Below are 16,956 nucleotides of genomic sequence, written 5' to 3' on the forward strand. Positions count from 1 at the left end.
GTTACCCGTTTACAGCGTATTACAACATAGGTTCAGTTTCCGAAGACTTCAAGAAGGTGTATTGACCTATTTTTCGGAATTTCTGATACCGATCTTCCCTCAATTCATCGCAGCTCATATTGGTAAGTTCCGCCAAATGACGTTCCAATAGCTCCTTGATTGCGGCAGCGGTCACTTCATAGTTACGATGCGCGCCCCCTTTCGGCTCCGGCACAATATCCTCGATAATTTCCATGCGAAGGAGGTCATTAGCCGTAATCTTCATGGCTTCAGCTGCCTGATCGGCCTTGGAAGCATCTTTCCATAGAATCGAGGCTGCACCGTTTGGAGAAATGGCCGAATAAATGGCATGTTCCAGCATCAGCACACGGTTACCGACTGCAAACGCAAGCGCACCGCCGCTTCCACCCTCGCCGATGACCACACAAATAACAGGCACCGAAAGCTTTGCCATCTCCCGCAAGTTGCGGGCAATCGCTTCCGATTGACCTCTCTCCTCTGCTGTATTACCCGGATAAGCGCCCTTCGTATCAATGAATGTAATAATAGGGCGTTTAAATTTCTCAGCCTGCTGCATCAGACGCAAGCCTTTACGGAATCCTTCCGGATGGGCACTACCAAAAAAACGTGCAATGTTATCTTTCGTATCCTTACCACGCTGCTGGCCAATGACGGTCACCGGAATACCATTCAGCTTGGCAATCCCGCCTACAACCGCCAAATCATCTCCAAACAAGCGGTCGCCGTGTAATTCAATAAAATCCGTAAACACCTGCTCTATCAAATCAAGAGACGTTGGTCTTTGATGATGACGAGCCAAATGCATTTTTTGTGGTGCTGTAATGTTCGAATATATTTCTTCTTCCATCTCGAGATAACGTTCCTCGAGACGGTTGATTTCATCTGTAAAATCAATTTGCTTATCCTGTCCGAATTGCTTGAGTTCTTCGATCTTCTGTCGCATCTCGACCAGGGGCTTTTCATAAGGCAATTCGCCAGCCATCTATTCCTCCCCTTTCACACTGTGTAGATCAAGCAGTTGCCCAAGGGTATCGCGCAGTTCCTTGCGATGTACAACCATATCCAATTGTCCGTGCTGCAAATTAAATTCGGAAGTTTGAAAATCATCCGGCAGCTTCTGTCTGATTGTTTGTTCAATTACAATACGCCCTGCAAAACCGAATACAGCTCCTGGCTCTGCGATATTAATATCTCCAAGCGTAGCAAAGCTAGCGGATACTCCACCTGTAGTCGGGTCGGTGATAACAGAAATATAGAGCAATCCCTGCTCATCCAGACGAGCAAGAGCAGCACTTGTTTTTGCCATCTGCATCAAGCTTAAAATACTTTCCTGCATACGTGCTCCGCCGGAAGTTGAGAAAATAATTAGCGGCAGACGCTTGTCTATTGCTTGCTCAATGGCGCGCGTAATTTTCTCTCCTACGACTGAACCCATACTACCAGTAAAAAAGTCAAAGCTCATCACAGCAACGACAACAGGGTGTCCATAAATAAGGCCGTCGCCCGTAACGACAGCCTCTCGCAAGCCAGATTTCAGGGTCTGTTGCTCCAGCTTGCTCGCATATCCCGGAAAGTCCAGCGGGTCAACCGAAATCATATCGGCATCATATTCCGTAAACGTGTCTTCGTCGAGCACCATGCGAATACGATCCATTGCATTCAAACGCATATGGTATCCGCACACCGGACACACTTTCAAATTTTTCTCTAGTTCTTTGCTGTATTGAATACTTCCGCACTTGCCACATTTGGTCATAAGACCTTCGGGAATTTCCCGTTTGGGACGATCCGGCATGTCCGCTTGATCGCCGCTCAGCGCCCGTTCCGAAGGGATGGTCGCGTATTTACGCTTCTTTTGGAATAAATCTTTAAACACAACTACACCTCTCCAGCCGTTTATTTGTCAGCCGTAACCGATACAAGGTCCTCTACCGTCTATGCGGCACCTCTAAGCATTATGTTCATACACACGTCAACGCCTGTTCCTAAAACATTACCGCCGATCGTGCATCCTTTGTTCCACTCATGCTGCTGTATCACTTCCGCCGTTCCGGACTCAAGGGCGCAAAATCGAATTAAGCACTTCCTGAATTTCTTCGACTTCACCCGAAGGCACAAGTATCTCAAACTGTTGCTTGGATGCGCTGATGGCCCGGGCCTGCACCATAAAACCTTCTTCAGACAGTTTGAGCTTAATCATGTCAGCCAGTCTGGCCGTCGGTGCAATATAAATCACCGTCCACATGCCTTGTTTCTACCCCCTAAGCCTCAAGTTTTGAGCCCATATAATAGACTCATGATAACATACCTTACTTTTTTCCCGCAACAAAAGCCCTCCTGATCATTTAAGTTCCGTCGGAGGGCCTAGAAAATCATCAACTCTGTTTACACAGGTCAACTAAGCGTCCAATGATGCAGGATAATGCTTGGCATGGAGACTCCGATGTGCAATTCGCGAAGAAGCAGCGGCAGCCAGTCCGGCGACAAGATCGTCTAAAAACACATGAATGCCACTGCCTTTTTGGTTCAGCTGTTCGATAATCCCCGTCTTTTCCTTATCCAGATAACCAAAACTGGTTAAGCCAATCATGCCGTACACACTCGTAATTCCAAGAGCTAGTGTCTCGTCCACTCCGTACAGCGGTTCGTCTGCCTCCATAATGGCTTGCAGCGGCTGAGGGAGAAGTTTTTTTTCAGCCAATTCATCGAGCGCAATGCCTGTGAGCAACGTATATTGAACCTCGCGCTTTTGCAAAACCGCTTTGACACTGTCTATACATTCTTCCATCGTCAAATGAGGATAATATTTTAGCTGAAGCTGAAAAACAATGTCCGCAATGGACTCGATACGAATGCCTCTGCGATTTAGCAAAGTTTCTGCATATTCATAGGACATAATTTCCCTCCCGCTTTCACCGTGCAGTTCTATTCTTTCACCGTGCGGGACCTTATGGTGCAGGGTGCGTGTTGAACCCCTGTTCCGCCAGTTTTCCAAGTGTATGCGGGAGGGAAGGAAAATGTTCATTAAACCGTTACAATAAGGGCGGGTTACTGTGTACCTATTATTTGACTTTCACCGTGCCTTCACCCAACATCGACTCCATTTGATCAAAAAGCTGAGGAGAGGGCTTAATACTGTAAGCATCGCTCAACGCCAGCAGACGCTGGTTGCTCTCATAAAAAAGTACGGTAGGCATAGCACCGGGATGCTCCTGTAGCAGCGCCTTGAGACTGACCAACAAGCTGGCGTCCTCCTCAGCCTGGCGGGTGATCTTGACAAACACCCGCTGACGAGTGGTCGGCTCCGCGCTGCGCGGGACCGGCACCTGCTCACCGCGAGCCGCTTCGACTCCGCGCGGTGAAGCCGCCGCCACGGGGCGATCCGCCTTCGATTGAGGCGAAGCAGATGCAGTGGCTGCCGAAGGCGGGGACGACACACGCGACGCGCTCCCGCCTGGGCCGCCAGCGGCAGAACCAGCAGCTGGTAAGGATGCTCCAGCTGCGGCGGACGAGCGCGTACTGGCACGTCGGCGCTGGAGGAGCCGTGCCAGCGAGTCTTCCGCCAGCGGGGCGGTCTCATCCGCAAGGAGCTTGAAGTGCTCGTCCTGCTGCTGCATCTTGGCTCGAAGCGTAAGCAAAGCCCCCTTTTCAATCCACTGCTGGCTCCGCTTCCACACCTCAGGAAACAACACAACCTCACAGCGCTCAATCTGATCCTCCAGCTCAATGAAGGCCATAGCCTTACCCTGCTTGGTCGTAATCGTTTTGAGTGACACTACCATGCCTGCGGTCACAACAACCGTTTCATCTGGCACATCGCCCAGCTCCATCAGACGATCCGCCTCGCTGTTTTCCAAAAGCGACTCAAAATCATCCAACGGATGCCCGGATAAATACAGTCCCAGCAGTTCACGTTCCAGCTCTAACTGCTGGCTGGCACTGAATTTGGGTACATTGGGGTATTCGATATCCCAATTGGGCATTTCCACAAAACCAAACATATCAATTTGCAAGTCATCCCGTTCCTTGCGCCACTTGACGGCTGCATCCACCGTTTCATCCAGCATGGCAAGCAACTGTGCCCGATGACCCGTCAATGAGTCAAAGGCCCCTGCCTGAATAAGCGATTCAATTACTCTCTTATTACATACTCGCAAATCGACACGTCGACAAAAATCGAGCAGGCTGTCGAAAGGCCGTTCCTTGCGAACAGCGAGAATGCTCTCCATCGCCTGTGTGCCAACATTTTTAATTGCAGCCAGGCCGAAACGGATGCTTCCTTGCTGTAATGGAGTAAACAGCACCCTGCTTTCATTTACATCAGGCGGCAACACTGCGATATCCATACGACGGCAGTCGACGACATATTCAGCCACTTTCCGATGACTTCCCATCACCGCCGTCAGCATTGAAGCCATGAATTGTACTGGATAATGTGCCTTTAGATAAGCCGTCTGAAATGCTAGCACACCATAAGCAGCTGCATGAGCACGCGGGAAGCCGTAGTCAGCAAAACGAACAATCATATCGTAAACCCTGCCGGCCTCCTCCTCCGTGTATCCCTGCTTGATACTGCCTTCAACAAAATGTCCGCGCTCCAGATCCAGCACTTCGCGCTTTTTCTTGGACACAGCCCGGCGCAACAGATCGGCTTCTCCCAGGGAAAAGCCCGCCATGCGCGAAGCAATCTGCATGATTTGCTCCTGATACACAATAATACCGTACGTATCCTTTAAGATCGGTTCCAAGTCAGGATGCGGATAAGAAATCTCGATCTGACCATGCTTGGCCTGTATAAAGTTAGGAATAAAACCCATTGGACCCGGACGATACAAAGCCAGGACAGAAATGATATCCTCAAATACACTCGGCTTCAAATCCTTGAGTACCCGGCGTACACCGGCCGACTCCAGCTGGAATACACCTCCTGTATCTCCTTTGCCCAGCAAGTCATAGGTATGGGGATCGTTATCGGGAATACGGCTAAAATCAGGCGTGTCTCCATGCTCTTCCGCAATCCAGTGTATGCACCGTTCAATAATGGAGAGCGTACGCAGCCCAAGGAAATCCATTTTAAGCAAACCAATGCGCTCTAGATTTTCCATCGAGTACTGCGTCAAAGGTACTCCTTCGCTCCCCTCTTGCAGCGGAACCGCATCGGTCAATGGAGTCCGCGAAATGACAACACCCGCTGCATGTGTCGAAGCATGACGAGGCATTCCTTCAACCTTGATCGCCATATCCAACAGTTCACGTGTCTTGTGCTTCGTTTCATATAGCGTTTTCAGCTCCGGGGTAATTTCTAGCGCATGACGGATATTAATACCTAGCTGCGCCGGAATCAGCTTGGCTGCCTTGTCCACCTCGCCATACGGCACGTTCAATACACGGCCGACGTCACGGACAGCGGCTCTTGCCGCCAGCGTTCCAAAGGTAATAATTTGCGCTACATGCTCATTTCCATACTTCTGTACTACATAGTCAATAACCTCGTCACGCCGCTCATCACTAAAATCGATATCTATATCCGGCATACTAATTCGTTCGGGATTCAGAAACCGTTCAAAGAGAAGGTTGTATTTCATCGGATCGACATTCGTGATGTTAAGCACATAGGCAACCAAACTGCCTGCTGAGGAACCACGCCCCGGTCCCGTTGCAATCTTATGCTTATGTGCAAAGGCAATAAAATCCCATACAATCAGGAAATAATCGCTGAAACCCATACTGTCAATGGTATTCAACTCATAGTTTAGCCGTTGGTTCAGCCTTTCCCGTTCCTCCGGCTGCTTCCATCCGGAATCGCTTCCATAGCGACGCTCCAGCCCTTGCACGCACAGATTGCGTAAATAGGACGAAGAGGTCATTCCTTCCGGCAGCGGGCGATATTCAGGTAAAATGGATTGACCGAATTCCAGCTCCAGTTCGCATTTTTCAGAAATACGCACCGTGTTGGCGATGGCTTCTGCCACATGCGGGAATAAACGAGCCATATCCTCCTGACTTTTCAGATACAACTGACGTGTTGGTATACGCAAACGCTCCTCATCGTCAACTGTCTTTCCTGTCCCGATACAGATCAGAACATCCTGCACGTCCGCATCTGGCTCAGTCAAGTAATGCACGTCATTCGTCGCGACCAGTGGAATATCCAGTTCCTTCGCCAGTGCGATCAAGAGAGGATTTACACGTTTTTGCTCCGAAAGACCATGATCCTGGAGTTCCAGATAAAAATCATCGCCAAAAATGTTACGATATCGTTCCGCTGCTCGTCGTGCCTCGGCTTCCCGACCATGCAGTAAATGCTGCGGCACTTCACCGCCCAAACAAGCGCTCAGGCATATGATGCCTTCGTGATGAGCAGCCAAAGCCTCCATGTCGATGCGCGGCTTATAGTGAAAGCCCTCCAAATGGCCGATGGAGCACAGCTTCATCAGATTTTGATAGCCTGTTTTATTTTTGGCGAGCAAAATCAAATGATATATGGGCTGATCCTTGCGGCTGCCACGCTCCTTGCGCGATCCTGCCGTCATATAGGCCTCACACCCAATAATCGGCTTAATGCCGTTCTCTACACACGCTCTATAAAAAGGAATGGCACCGTACATGACTCCGTGATCTGTAAGGGCCAGCGCCTTCATTCCGTAAGCTGATGCCTGTTTGACCAACTCCGCGGTACGAGCCGCGCCGTCCAGCAGGCTGTACTCGCTATGAACATGCAAATGCACAAATGAACTCATGCGCTTCTCTTCCTTTCACCGCTTGATTTTCTTCAAACTATTTTATCATATCCGCGTTAGTAGCGCCCATAGAATAAAAGTACAGACCTCGGCGGACAAGCGCGGTCTTGATTCGTATACCTAAGGAGGAAAAGAGCATGAGCACTTTTATATCCAAAGCGATTCTCGACTTCTTCATTGCTTTCGGCATCGTGCTCGGTGGAGCCATGCTCGGCGGAATGGGAGCTGTGGTATCGCTTCAGCCGCCCACCCAGACGATGCTAGAGGTTGCCGGAAGAATTAAAATATGGGCGCTTGCTGCCGCTGTGGGGGGAACGATGGACCCGATCCGGGTCATTGAAAGCAATATGTTGGATGGTAATTTGTCACCTGCCATTAAGCAGATATTGTATTTGATTTTCGCCTTTTTAGGCGCTCATATGGGTGCAGAGCTGGTCAAGTGGGTATGCGGCAACGGACGACCGTGAGGTGAAACGACTATGAGAGTTCCCCCTTTTGAGCGCCTGCGTCCTTTTATGCAATTGTCCTCCGTCTTTGTACTCGGTATGATTACGGGAGGCATGATCTACAACGTCATCTGGCATGCCAGCTTCAATCAGCTATGGACGAACAACCAGGATCTCCAATTCCAGCTCCAGCAAGCCGAGGAGGACAACAAAACATTGCGCAAATACAGCAAGCGCCAAACCGTTGTCAAAGAAATCAAGCTGATCGCGGAGGAAGCTTCGGCCGAAAAAATTGATTCTATCAACCTGAAGGAACTTCTTCGCCGTGTCAGTCGTGATCTGGAGGTGCTGCGTGGCAGAGATATGTTCGAGATTGACTCTGACAGCAAGCTGGTACGTATGTTGCTGCACCAAAAAAAATACACCGTTCGTGACAAGGAGTATACGATCCAGGTCAAAACGATGCTTGTAATGGAAGGCGTGCTGCAAATTTGGCTGGAAGCAAAAGAAAGATTGCCTGAAAGCCACTAGTCGATCTATTCGACTTCACACCTTACTCCGATCCATTGTAGACTAACCATGTTCAATGGAATGAAGCGTCATCACTGCTTTGCATACCAAATGATTTTCCCGTGAAATTGCAATTTCTAGCTTGCAGGTGCGGCGACTCATCTCGAGCAGCATCGGACGAAGAACGACAGCATCTTCTATCTGTACGGGTCTAATAAAATATGTCGTCAAATTGTCCAGCACATAATCCTTGCCGCTCATGTCTCTAGCTGCCCGGTAGCCCGCTTGTGTCATCACGTTGACCAGTACGCCTTCCGAGATCGTACCTAAATTGGTCGCCATTTGCGGAATGATAAACCCGCGAAAAAATAACGATCCGTCCTCATTACGCTCCTCAGCAAACCCGTTCCAGATCAGCTGGTCGAACGTCTCGCCAAGTTGCGGCTGCTTTTGGGCGTTACGCAGCGCCTCCAGCACCTCACGCCGTGTAACGGACCCGAGCAGCTTGCGGTTGCGGTCCACGACCGGCAAATAATCCACACCTTCCCACGCCATCATTTGCGCGGCTGAAGCCAGCGAGGTCTGGTAGGTGACCGTTATCGGATTGCGGATCAGACATTTATCCATCGTATGCTCAGGTTGAAGCCCCTCCACATCTTTGCGGCTGACGATACCAATTAAACGATTCCATTCATCCACGATTGCAAAATGATGATGTCCGGTCGTCACCGAAAGTTCTTCAAACTCGGTAAGCGTGCTGTTGATTTTCAAGGTCAACGTTTTCGGTTTGCCTGCCGCAATATCTTCAATCAGCATAATTTTCTTTTTGATCAAGCGGTCAAATATGGCTCTATTAATCATAGATGCCACTGTAAAAGTATCATGGCGTGAGGAAATAATCGGCAGACTGATCTTGTCTGCGAGCTGCTTAACCTCTCGGCTCGTACCGAAGCCCCCTGTGATCAGCACACCTGCCCCCTGCTCCAATGCAAGTGAATGCGCATCCTCACGGTTACCTACGATCAGCAGACTGCCTGCATCAATATAACGGGCCATGGCTTCCTCGCGCATCGCTCCGATCACATACTTGTGCAAAGGCTTCTCCAGTCCCTCACTTCCGCCCAGCACATGTCCTTCTACAATATTCACGACATCTGCAAAGGTCAGCTGTTCGGACAAGCCGCGCGGGCGCTTCTCCACTCGTACTGTTCCAATCCGTTCCTTGGTAATGACAATTCCCAGGTTTTCAGCTTCCTTCACGGCCCGATAGGCCGTTCCTTCGCTGACGCTCATTTCTTTAGCCAACCTGCGCACAGAAATTTTGGAGCCTATTTTCAACTGCTCGATATGTCGCAATAGCTGCTCGTGCTTCGTAACTGTTTCATCTAGCCCGTCCAACTCTGTTACACCCCCAACGTCCAATCTGTATCATTCTGTATCTATTATAGCACAAAATCCCTTTATTTAAGACCTTTGTTCATTTTGAGTTCTCTGCTTTGGAAATAGCAAAAAAAGCGATCCCCTCTTTTACAAGGACCGCTTCTTACTATGATTGATTTGTAATCTGAGAGACAAGCCCAAGACAAGCTAAAAAAACTCACTGCATGCTGCCTTTGTCAGCTTTTTTATCCCATTTCATCTGCCACTGCTGCATTTTGGCCCGCCGCACACGCTCCAGCGTTTTGCGCTTTTCCTCATCCACACCCAGCAAAAAATGCATGTTCGCTCCGATGACTAGCAGCGCAAAAAGTACCCATACTATCCCAAAGCCGTTGACCCAGTTCAAACCGCCTGCAAGCGAGATGCGTGGTAACGCGACCAAGACCATAGCCAGCGCAATCAGTGTATACAAACCATGTTTCCATCTTTTAAAAGAACCCAATCGTATCCCTTCCTCTCCCTGTGACTCTATGTATCTAGTCTATGAGAGGACAGGAAGGAATATGAGACAAACTTACAGAGATGAACCGTACAAATCTTGAAGGCTGTCTGCAATAATTTTGTTAACGTCCTCAATAATCACGCTCAGGCGACGTTCAGCGTCGAACAGGCGACGGATGTTGAGATTCAAACTTAACACCTCGAACAGCTTCTCCATCTTTTCCATCTCTTCCTGTGCTGGCATATCGCCGCTCATCATGCGTTGTTGTACTTCCATTTGGCGTTCACGGAAATCGTCGAGCATTTTCTTGGCTTCTGGATCGGTTTCGATCAGCTTCATCGCTGACGTAATTTCCTCTACCTCTTTGCTTTCCTTCAATGCTTTCGCTAAATCATGGGCTTTGTCGTAGATGTTCATGATTGTTTATTCCTCCAATACAAGTTTAGTGTCAACATTTCACATTGTCCGTCAATCACCAAGGGATATATGTCCTCATATGATGAATCAGTGCTATTACAGCCCATTCACGTTTCCCGTTACTTTCAAGACATCAAGTTGCTGCCCGGAAGGAGATCCACGATGTCCATCAAAAAAACAACGATTCAAATCATCGGATCGGGCATCTTGCAGGATGACGTACTCATGGTCGGCGAGTCCTTGCTTCGCAAATGGAAAATATCCGCTGGCCACCCCGTTCAGCTCGCCTTCGGTTCGTTCCGCCAAGAGGTTACCGTCATATCGGTGCCCCGCTATAGCGGCCTACGTGTGGGAAGCGTGCTAGCCCGAAAAATGGGGCTTCATGCCAATTGTGATCTGCGAGTAACCTACAGCCGAGGTCGCCGGACACTTCGAGTGGGCCCACTTATTAGCGTGCTGGTCAGTCGGGACTATCCCGAACAGCCCGACAAGCCTTTCGGGTCGATCACCCTGTTCTGCCGTGAACTAGTCGGGGAATGCCGCAGACAAGGAGCATATGTGTATTTCTTCACCCCGGAGCATATCGGAAGTCAGCCCGGGCGAGTTCAGGGATGGGTGTATGACGGAGGCTGGAAAAAGACGGTCATGCCCGCCGGCGATGTCGTCAATAATCGTCTTACCTCCCGTAAACTCGAGAACAGAACTAGCGTACAGCATTTCATGAAAGAAGTAAAATCGCAGTACGGCACGACCATTTTTAACGAAAAGTTTTTGGATAAGAATGAAGTATTTGATGCGCTTAAATCAAATTCTTCACTGCGCAAGTATTTACCCGAGTCCCACTTGCTGCAAACTTTTGTTGTTTTCAAAAAAATGTGCAACCAGTATCCCGCTGTTTTTCTCAAGCCAGTGCGCGGAAGCCTGGGTAAAGGCATAATGCGCATTAACAAGCAAACCGATGGCACCTTTTCGGTGCTATCCACAACAGCGGGCACACCCCGCAAGCAAACATATGCCAACGTCGATAAGCTGTACAAAAGCTTGGCGGGAAAAATGAAAACAACACGCTTTCAACTCCAACAGGGACTTACCTTGATTGATCACGGTAAGCGTCCGGTCGACTTTCGTGCGCTTGTACAGAAAAATTCGTCCGGAACCTGGACCGTAACATCCATTGTCGCTCGGATCGCCGGAGGAAGCCACTTTGTGTCCAATCTGGCAAGAGGCGGCACGCTGAGTACTGTCAAGGAAGCACTTGCCAAGACCACGCTGCCCGCAACCGTTAAATCGAATGGGCATACCTCTCTCAAAACAGCAGCACTGGATATCGCAAGCGGAGTAGAAAAAGCAATTCCCGCCCATTTCGCGGAATTTGGTATTGATCTGGCAATAGACAGCACGGGGCGCATCTGGTTGCTGGAGGTCAATTCGAAGCCATCGAAGAATGACAACACGCCGTTAAATGATCAGAAAACTCGCCCGTCCGTTAAAAAAATGATTGAATACTGCTGTTATTCAGCCGGCTTCAAATGAATTCATCTCTTCCAGAGTCTGGCTGCCAAAGGAGCTGTTGTCGGTGTCTCTTGTTGTGCCAGGCACGCTGGGCGTGCTTGTTAGCCGGAATCAGGCCGCCACTCCCCCTATTACCGAAGCCGATTTTTGCCGCAGGCTAAGTCTGTTGGGCAGGCGCTCTGATCTTAGCGTAATGGCGTTTACCGTCGAAGGAGTTTCACCTGAAGATCACTCCATACGAGGTTATGTTTATCGTAACGGAGTATGGACATCCGGCCGCTTTCCGTTGCCGGATATTGTGTATAACCGCTGTCTCCATGTCCACGAGAGCCAGAATGTCAGGCGCACACTGGAAGACATGGCGGAGCAAAATTCGCGCAAGCTCATCTACTGGTCGCGTAACTTACCTGGCAAATGGCAGGTGTATCGCGCTTTACATGCGGTAGATAAAGTACGTCCTTTTGTGCCGCCTACGGCGCCTTACCGGGACACGGCCCAGCTTGTGGAATGGCTAGGACGCCATTCGGAGCTGTTTATGAAGCCACAGACCGGAACACATGGCAAGAGCACACTGTATCTCCGGCTGGCAGAAGGAGGCCAGGGACTACTTGTACAGGGTAGAGACTCCCGTAACCGTCCGTTCCGGCGTTTGTTTCCCGAATTGGATGCAGGATTGTCATGGATCCACGGAATTGCACACAAACGCGCTTATATCGTGCAGCCTTATTTGAAATTAACAAGCCAAAGCAATCATCCCTTTGATGTTCGCGCACTCATGCAAAAGGATGGTAACGGCCATTGGCGCCTGACGGGCTTTGCTGTAAGAGAAGGCAGAAAAGGAACTCTGACTTCTAATCTGCACGGTGGGGGCGAAGCCCATCCGGCTGAGCCATACCTTCGTGAACAATTTGGCGCGGACACCACGCGTCTCATCATCGGGCAGATGAGGGCGCTGTCCTCGACCATTACCAGGGCGCTTGAGGAACGTTATGGCCGCCTTGGCGAGTTGGGAATTGATTACGGTATTGACCAGAGCGGGAACATCTGGCTATTGGAGGTTAATTCCCGACCTGGTCGGGCCGCCTTTTTTCAGACCCGTCAGCCGGAGTGCGCTTTCCAGTCGGTCAACCGCCCGCTCGAATATGCTCGATATTTAATGACCCATTCCAAAGCGACAGGGCCAAAGGGCGCGGGCGCCTCCCTTGAACATACGGTATAGGAGGATAAACAGATGAGTTTAACGCATTGCAATGTGCATTTCTCACAGCAGCCCGACAAGGTGGCGTATATATCCACTGCCTTGTTGAAAAGCCTTAAATTATCCGGAGCCAAGTCCGTTCGTCTGCGGCTCGGTAAGGATCAGATTCCCGCTACAGTAAAACCAATTCAGAAGGCGGGACGCCATCTATACTTGACCTCCGGCTTACGTAATGCAATCCGTGTTCCCAAAAGCGGGGCCATCTATTTGCGGAATCTGGATGGTGATATACAGCTAGGGCCGTTGATTGGCGTGCTGTCTGACGGTACCACCTCCACCACTCGCCCTTTCGGATCGCGCACAGGCTTTATTAAGCAACTGCTGAGGGAAGGCAGCAAAAAATCTTATATTTTTGCCTTCACCCCTCGGGATATCAACTGGCAAAATGATACGATTAACGGCTATTTTCTGTCATCCAGCGGGGAATTCACACGTAAACTTGTACCTTTGCCGGACGTGATCTATAACCGTTTGCCGAGCCGTCGCTCTGATTTTTCCCCGGCGATCAATCAACTACGCGAACGCTTTTCCCGCAAACGAATTCCCTTTTTTAACTGGAGCTTTTTCAATAAGTCCGATATCTATAATCTGCTGGAGAATAACCCAGATGTTAACCGCTATGTCCCTGAATCATATATGAATCCCAGCTCTGAACGTATCCGAGGTATGCTGGAGCGACATCAATTTGCTTATTACAAGCCAAGTGGAGGCAGTCTCGGTAAAGGAATCTATCGTCTGTCCCATGTTCCCAAGCAAGGATATTATGTGAGGTACCGTAAGAAAAGTAGCAATGTATTGCTAAAATTCGCCTCTTTTAATTCCATGCTCAGGATGCTTCACTCCAATCAGGGACAGATGTTAAAAGGTTATGTTATTCAACAGGGTATCCAGCTGATCGAGATTGACAATTGCCCGATTGATTTCCGGTTTCACATGCATAAAAATGGAAATAATCAGTGGGTCGTCGTCGGCATTGGAGCCAAAAAAGCCGGACGTGGCAGTGTCACAACCCATATCAAAAATGGCGGCTCCCTTATGACACCTGAACAGGCGTTGAACCGGGTATTCGGAGACCGAGCGGGTGAAGTGCTTCAACGTGCCAAGAACGTAGCAGTTACGCTCGCTGAAGCCATTGAACACCATCACCAGCATCTATTGGGCGAAATCGGCTTTGATCTGGGCATTGATCAGGATGAAAAGGTATGGATGTTTGAAGCCAACTCCAAGCCAGGCCGATCCATTTTTCAGCATCCATCGTTGCGTGCGGAGGGTAAAGCATCCGTGGAGCATATTTTGGACCACTGTCTTTACCTCAGTAAATTCCGCAGAAAAGAGGAACTATGAATACCCGGGCGGAGCATAAGCCAGTCGTTGCTGTATTGACAGTGCACGACGAAGGGCAATTTTTCAAGGGAAATCAGCGCAATTTCAGGGATATTCTTGAAACGGGAACACGGATGGGATATCAGGTGTACATTGTTACCGTCAGGGACCTGAAACTGGCAGATGAGACGATTAAGGGCTATGTCTTCAACAAGAGCTTACAGACGTGGGAGGAACAGAATTTTCCACCTCCACAGGTCATTTATAATCGCATCCCCAACCGTAATTATGAACTTAAAACCTCTGTGCGCACAAAGTTGGATGAAATTTCACATGCCTCAGGCATTGAGCTGTACAATCCAGGCTTTTTTAACAAATGGGAACTGTTCAAGTGGTTGCGCACCTCAGAAACGACTCGTCAGCTTGTTCCGGCAACCAAACGGTTAAGCAACCTGTCTTCCTTAGGAAAAATGCTGTCTACGTATCCATACCTGTATCTCAAGCCGGAAAACGGTAAGGCTGGAAAGGGAATTATGATTCTTAAATTCCTCCCAGACCATCTAATGGCTTACAGACTGACCATTCAGCATGACAAAAAAAGTGTAACCTACAGATCTGTATCGCTATCCCGGCTGTGGGGACGTATCCGACGGGAAGCAGGCAACTCACCTTATATCATTCAACAGGGTATCGATCTGGCAACCCATCAGAAAAAACCCTTCGACCTGCGTATCCTGGTACAAAAAAATATCCGTGGCTCCTGGAGTATCACCGGAGTCGGTGCCAGACTGGCCGGTAAGGGGAGCATTACCACACATGTCCCGCGTGGCGGGAGTGTAGAGGACCCTTTCAAGCTACTGTCCTCACTGTTTGGGCCTGAGGACAGCACGGATCTACTGAACAAAGTTAAAAGTACGGCCATACAGATTGCACGTCAAATTGAACGCGCATCCGGTCTTTCTCATGGCGAAATGTCCATGGATCTGGGCGTGGATACGCTCGGAACCCTCTGGTTTTTTGAGGCCAATGCCAAACCAATGAAATTTGACGAGCCGGAAATCCGCCAAAAGTCGCTTAGACGCATATTCCAGTACAGCTCCTTTTTGGCCGGACGAATGAAATCATGATCAAGGAAGTGGAATCATGCCGCAAATTAGCGATGTTCAACATTTGCCTGCCCGGAGCTGGCTGCTGAGACGACGACAGTTGCTTTTTTTGGCCCGCAGCTCAGGGGGCATGCGCATTACTCGTAATGCTCTGCGGCAGTTGGCCGTTTTAACGCCCGAGCAATTGAACACCCCTGGCTCCTCCCTCCTGTGCGCATTTGTGCGCACGGAGAAGGGGCTGCGGATTGCCGGATTTTCCCTCGCTCTGAATTACGGGGAGGATGCTTGCATCGTAATTGTTCGTCCGCTTTACCGGGGCCGCAGACTGGGCGCTAGACTGCTGTCCGCCCAGCTCCAACAGCTGCGCCGTCTAACGTGCAGCGTAGCCGCCGACAATATGTCCAGTCTCAAAACCTGTTTCCGCGCTGGGCTTGTTGCGCATGAAATGACGACTGGACCAACCGGGAAACCCACGCTGATATTTCACGGAGAGTTATCCCAAGATAAGCAGACGGCAGAGGAAGGTGGAATGCTGTGCCAAAACCTGTCCTAGGCATCATGACTTTGTATTTGAACAACAAGAAGCAATTAGAGGAACGCGACATATATGAGCGCATGATTGCAGAAGGGAAACGGCTGGGACTGGATATGTATGTATTCACTCCTGCGGATGTCCATAAGGATCGCAGGCTGCTCCTTGCCCAAATCTATGATCCACACAGCGGAAAATGGAGCCGAAAGTGGCGAGAGTTCCCAGACATGATTTTCGACCGTTGTCGGGTACAGCGCAGTGAGCGATATCGTCAGTTGAAGCAGTTCCGATTGCAATACACAGACCTTGTATATTTAAACCGACCCCTGAGTAACAAATGGGTCATTCATCAGCAGCTTGCGAGAAGGTCTGCCTTTCGCCCCCATTTGCCTGCAACAGAGCTGTTCAGTGGATTTCATAGTGTCAAACGGATGCTCAAACAGAATTCACTAGTGTACCTCAAACCGATTAACGGTACGGGAGGCCGAGGTATTTTACGTATTGAACCTGTTAACAAGCAAGGAGGCCTGTATCTGATTGAGGGCCGCAATCGCAAACGCCATATCATTCCCCAGCAGCGGGTACGTCTAGACCGTCTGGAGCCGCGTCTGAGCAGCTGGAACATGGATAACTACATTGTTCAGGAAGGCATTCCTGTGCAGTTGCCGAATGGCAGAGTCCATGATTACCGTATGCTGGTACAGAAAAATGGCCAAGGAGTATGGGAGCTAACCGGATGCGCGGGGCGCATCGGGGCGCATCGGAGTGTCACTTCCAACCTGCATGGTGGAGGCAAGGCAGTACCGATGAGCCAATTGCTAACGCAATGGATTCGTGATGAAAGCCATAGAGAGAAAATCATCAAGCAAGGGGAAAAACTCGGACTGGACATCGCTGCGTATCTGGAAGAAAGCTACGGGGCATTGTGTGAGCTTGCACTCGATTTGGCAATTAATAAGCACGGTCATATATATGTGCTGGAAGTCAACCCGAAGCCAGCCCGCGAGGTCTTTTCGCGTATTGGTGAAAAAGAAACCTATCGCCGCTCCATCGCCAAGCCCATGGAATATGCCTTGTGGGTCTACCACACACAAATTAATCCAAAGCCTCTGGCTGACCACAAAGCAGAAGATAAAACAGAAGATAAAGCAGAAAATAAGACAGAAAATAAGACAGAGAATAAGACAAAGGAAGGCTCCGCGTAAAGTG

General features: G+C 49.6%; 16 protein-coding genes. 8 read left to right on the plus strand and 8 right to left on the minus strand.

Features of this window, described 5'->3' with window-relative positions; all coding sequences use genetic code 11:
* Positions 1–19: 19 nt before the first annotated feature.
* The 5 genes from ACEN8J_RS14075 to ACEN8J_RS14095 form a co-directional block, all read right to left on the minus strand.
* Positions 20–1,003: an acetyl-CoA carboxylase carboxyltransferase subunit alpha gene (locus tag ACEN8J_RS14075; RefSeq protein ID WP_039269886.1), complete on the minus strand. Its 984-nt coding sequence runs from the start codon at positions 1,001–1,003 to the stop codon at positions 20–22.
* Positions 1,004–1,897 (minus strand): acetyl-CoA carboxylase, carboxyltransferase subunit beta, encoded by an 894-nt coding sequence (gene accD / locus ACEN8J_RS14080; protein WP_029516612.1) that lies wholly within the window; start codon positions 1,895–1,897, stop codon positions 1,004–1,006.
* A gap of 180 nt (positions 1,898–2,077) precedes the next feature.
* A complete protein-coding gene (locus tag ACEN8J_RS14085) occupies positions 2,078–2,266 on the minus strand; it encodes a hypothetical protein (protein WP_013309585.1) in 189 nt (62 codons plus the stop codon).
* 153 nt (positions 2,267–2,419) lie between these two features.
* Entirely contained in the window at positions 2,420–2,917 is a 498-nt protein-coding gene (locus ACEN8J_RS14090) for a phosphatidylglycerophosphatase A family protein (protein ID WP_023987905.1), read from the minus strand.
* A gap of 166 nt (positions 2,918–3,083) precedes the next feature.
* Positions 3,084–6,761, minus strand: a complete 3,678-nt coding sequence (locus ACEN8J_RS14095; RefSeq protein ID WP_495593593.1) for a DNA polymerase III subunit alpha — start codon at positions 6,759–6,761, stop codon at positions 3,084–3,086.
* 137 nt (positions 6,762–6,898) lie between these two features.
* Between ACEN8J_RS14095 and ACEN8J_RS14100 the strand changes: the two genes are divergently transcribed.
* Both ACEN8J_RS14100 and ACEN8J_RS14105 read left to right on the plus strand, forming a co-directional pair.
* Complete coding sequence (locus tag ACEN8J_RS14100) at positions 6,899–7,228, plus strand: YtrH family sporulation protein (RefSeq protein WP_013309582.1); 330 nt, start codon at positions 6,899–6,901, stop codon at positions 7,226–7,228.
* A 12-nt stretch (positions 7,229–7,240) separates the two neighbouring features.
* Positions 7,241–7,738, plus strand: a complete 498-nt coding sequence (locus ACEN8J_RS14105; RefSeq protein WP_039269883.1) for a sporulation membrane protein YtrI — start codon at positions 7,241–7,243, stop codon at positions 7,736–7,738.
* Positions 7,739–7,780: 42 nt separating this feature from the next.
* Here the strand turns inward: ACEN8J_RS14105 and ACEN8J_RS14110 are convergent, their stop codons facing one another.
* From ACEN8J_RS14110 to ACEN8J_RS14120, 3 genes are all read right to left on the minus strand, one after another.
* Positions 7,781–9,115, minus strand: coding sequence for a DRTGG domain-containing protein (locus ACEN8J_RS14110; RefSeq protein ID WP_029516609.1), 1,335 nt, complete (start codon positions 9,113–9,115; stop codon positions 7,781–7,783).
* A gap of 199 nt (positions 9,116–9,314) precedes the next feature.
* The gene (locus ACEN8J_RS14115) at positions 9,315–9,599 is read right to left on the minus strand and encodes a hypothetical protein (protein WP_069011204.1); all 285 of its coding nucleotides are present in this window, start codon (positions 9,597–9,599) and stop codon (positions 9,315–9,317) included.
* Between the two features lie 72 nt (positions 9,600–9,671).
* Positions 9,672–10,016 (minus strand): YlbF/YmcA family competence regulator, encoded by a 345-nt coding sequence (locus tag ACEN8J_RS14120; RefSeq protein ID WP_013309578.1) that lies wholly within the window; start codon positions 10,014–10,016, stop codon positions 9,672–9,674.
* 162 nt (positions 10,017–10,178) lie between these two features.
* Here ACEN8J_RS14120 and ACEN8J_RS14125 point away from each other — a divergent pair, with 162 nt between their 5' ends.
* The 6 genes from ACEN8J_RS14125 to ACEN8J_RS14150 are packed head-to-tail and all read left to right on the plus strand — an operon-like array spanning position 10,179 to position 16,952.
* Complete coding sequence (locus ACEN8J_RS14125) at positions 10,179–11,549, plus strand: YheC/YheD family endospore coat-associated protein (RefSeq protein ID WP_029516607.1); 1,371 nt, start codon at positions 10,179–10,181, stop codon at positions 11,547–11,549.
* A 43-nt stretch (positions 11,550–11,592) separates the two neighbouring features.
* Entirely contained in the window at positions 11,593–12,747 is a 1,155-nt protein-coding gene (locus ACEN8J_RS14130; RefSeq protein ID WP_029516606.1) for a YheC/YheD family endospore coat-associated protein, read from the plus strand.
* A 12-nt stretch (positions 12,748–12,759) separates the two neighbouring features.
* Positions 12,760–14,130, plus strand: coding sequence for a YheC/YheD family endospore coat-associated protein (locus ACEN8J_RS14135; RefSeq protein ID WP_029516605.1), 1,371 nt, complete (start codon positions 12,760–12,762; stop codon positions 14,128–14,130).
* Complete coding sequence (locus ACEN8J_RS14140; protein WP_340884923.1) at positions 14,127–15,236, plus strand: YheC/YheD family endospore coat-associated protein; 1,110 nt, start codon at positions 14,127–14,129, stop codon at positions 15,234–15,236. Before ACEN8J_RS14135 ends, ACEN8J_RS14140 begins: the two co-directional genes overlap by 4 nt.
* 16 nt (positions 15,237–15,252) lie before the next feature.
* A complete protein-coding gene (locus ACEN8J_RS14145; protein WP_039269878.1) occupies positions 15,253–15,768 on the plus strand; it encodes a GNAT family protein in 516 nt (171 codons plus the stop codon).
* A complete protein-coding gene (locus ACEN8J_RS14150) occupies positions 15,750–16,952 on the plus strand; it encodes a YheC/YheD family endospore coat-associated protein (RefSeq protein ID WP_449291681.1) in 1,203 nt (400 codons plus the stop codon). Before ACEN8J_RS14145 ends, ACEN8J_RS14150 begins: the two co-directional genes overlap by 19 nt.
* The last annotated feature ends 4 nt before the right edge of the window (positions 16,953–16,956 follow it).

The organism is Paenibacillus sp. Paensp38 (assembly GCF_059491915.1).

What these genes read in the sequence shown, in the direction of transcription:
- ACEN8J_RS14075 (WP_039269886.1), bottom strand. Translation starts at nt 1,003, where the DNA reads ATGGCTGGCGAATTGCCTTATGAAAAGCCCCTGGTCGAGATGCGACAG.
- ACEN8J_RS14085 (WP_013309585.1), bottom strand. Translation starts at nt 2,266, where the DNA reads ATGTGGACGGTGATTTATATTGCACCGACGGCCAGACTGGCTGACATG.
- ACEN8J_RS14090 (WP_023987905.1), bottom strand. Translation starts at nt 2,917, where the DNA reads ATGTCCTATGAATATGCAGAAACTTTGCTAAATCGCAGAGGCATTCGT.
- ACEN8J_RS14095 (WP_495593593.1), bottom strand. Translation starts at nt 6,761, where the DNA reads ATGAGTTCATTTGTGCATTTGCATGTTCATAGCGAGTACAGCCTGCTG.
- ACEN8J_RS14100 (WP_013309582.1), top strand. Translation starts at nt 6,899, where the DNA reads ATGAGCACTTTTATATCCAAAGCGATTCTCGACTTCTTCATTGCTTTC.
- ACEN8J_RS14105 (WP_039269883.1), top strand. Translation starts at nt 7,241, where the DNA reads ATGAGAGTTCCCCCTTTTGAGCGCCTGCGTCCTTTTATGCAATTGTCC.
- ACEN8J_RS14120 (WP_013309578.1), bottom strand. Translation starts at nt 10,016, where the DNA reads ATGAACATCTACGACAAAGCCCATGATTTAGCGAAAGCATTGAAGGAA.
- ACEN8J_RS14125 (WP_029516607.1), top strand. Translation starts at nt 10,179, where the DNA reads ATGTCCATCAAAAAAACAACGATTCAAATCATCGGATCGGGCATCTTG.
- ACEN8J_RS14135 (WP_029516605.1), top strand. Translation starts at nt 12,760, where the DNA reads ATGAGTTTAACGCATTGCAATGTGCATTTCTCACAGCAGCCCGACAAG.
- ACEN8J_RS14140 (WP_340884923.1), top strand. Translation starts at nt 14,127, where the DNA reads ATGAATACCCGGGCGGAGCATAAGCCAGTCGTTGCTGTATTGACAGTG.
- ACEN8J_RS14145 (WP_039269878.1), top strand. Translation starts at nt 15,253, where the DNA reads ATGCCGCAAATTAGCGATGTTCAACATTTGCCTGCCCGGAGCTGGCTG.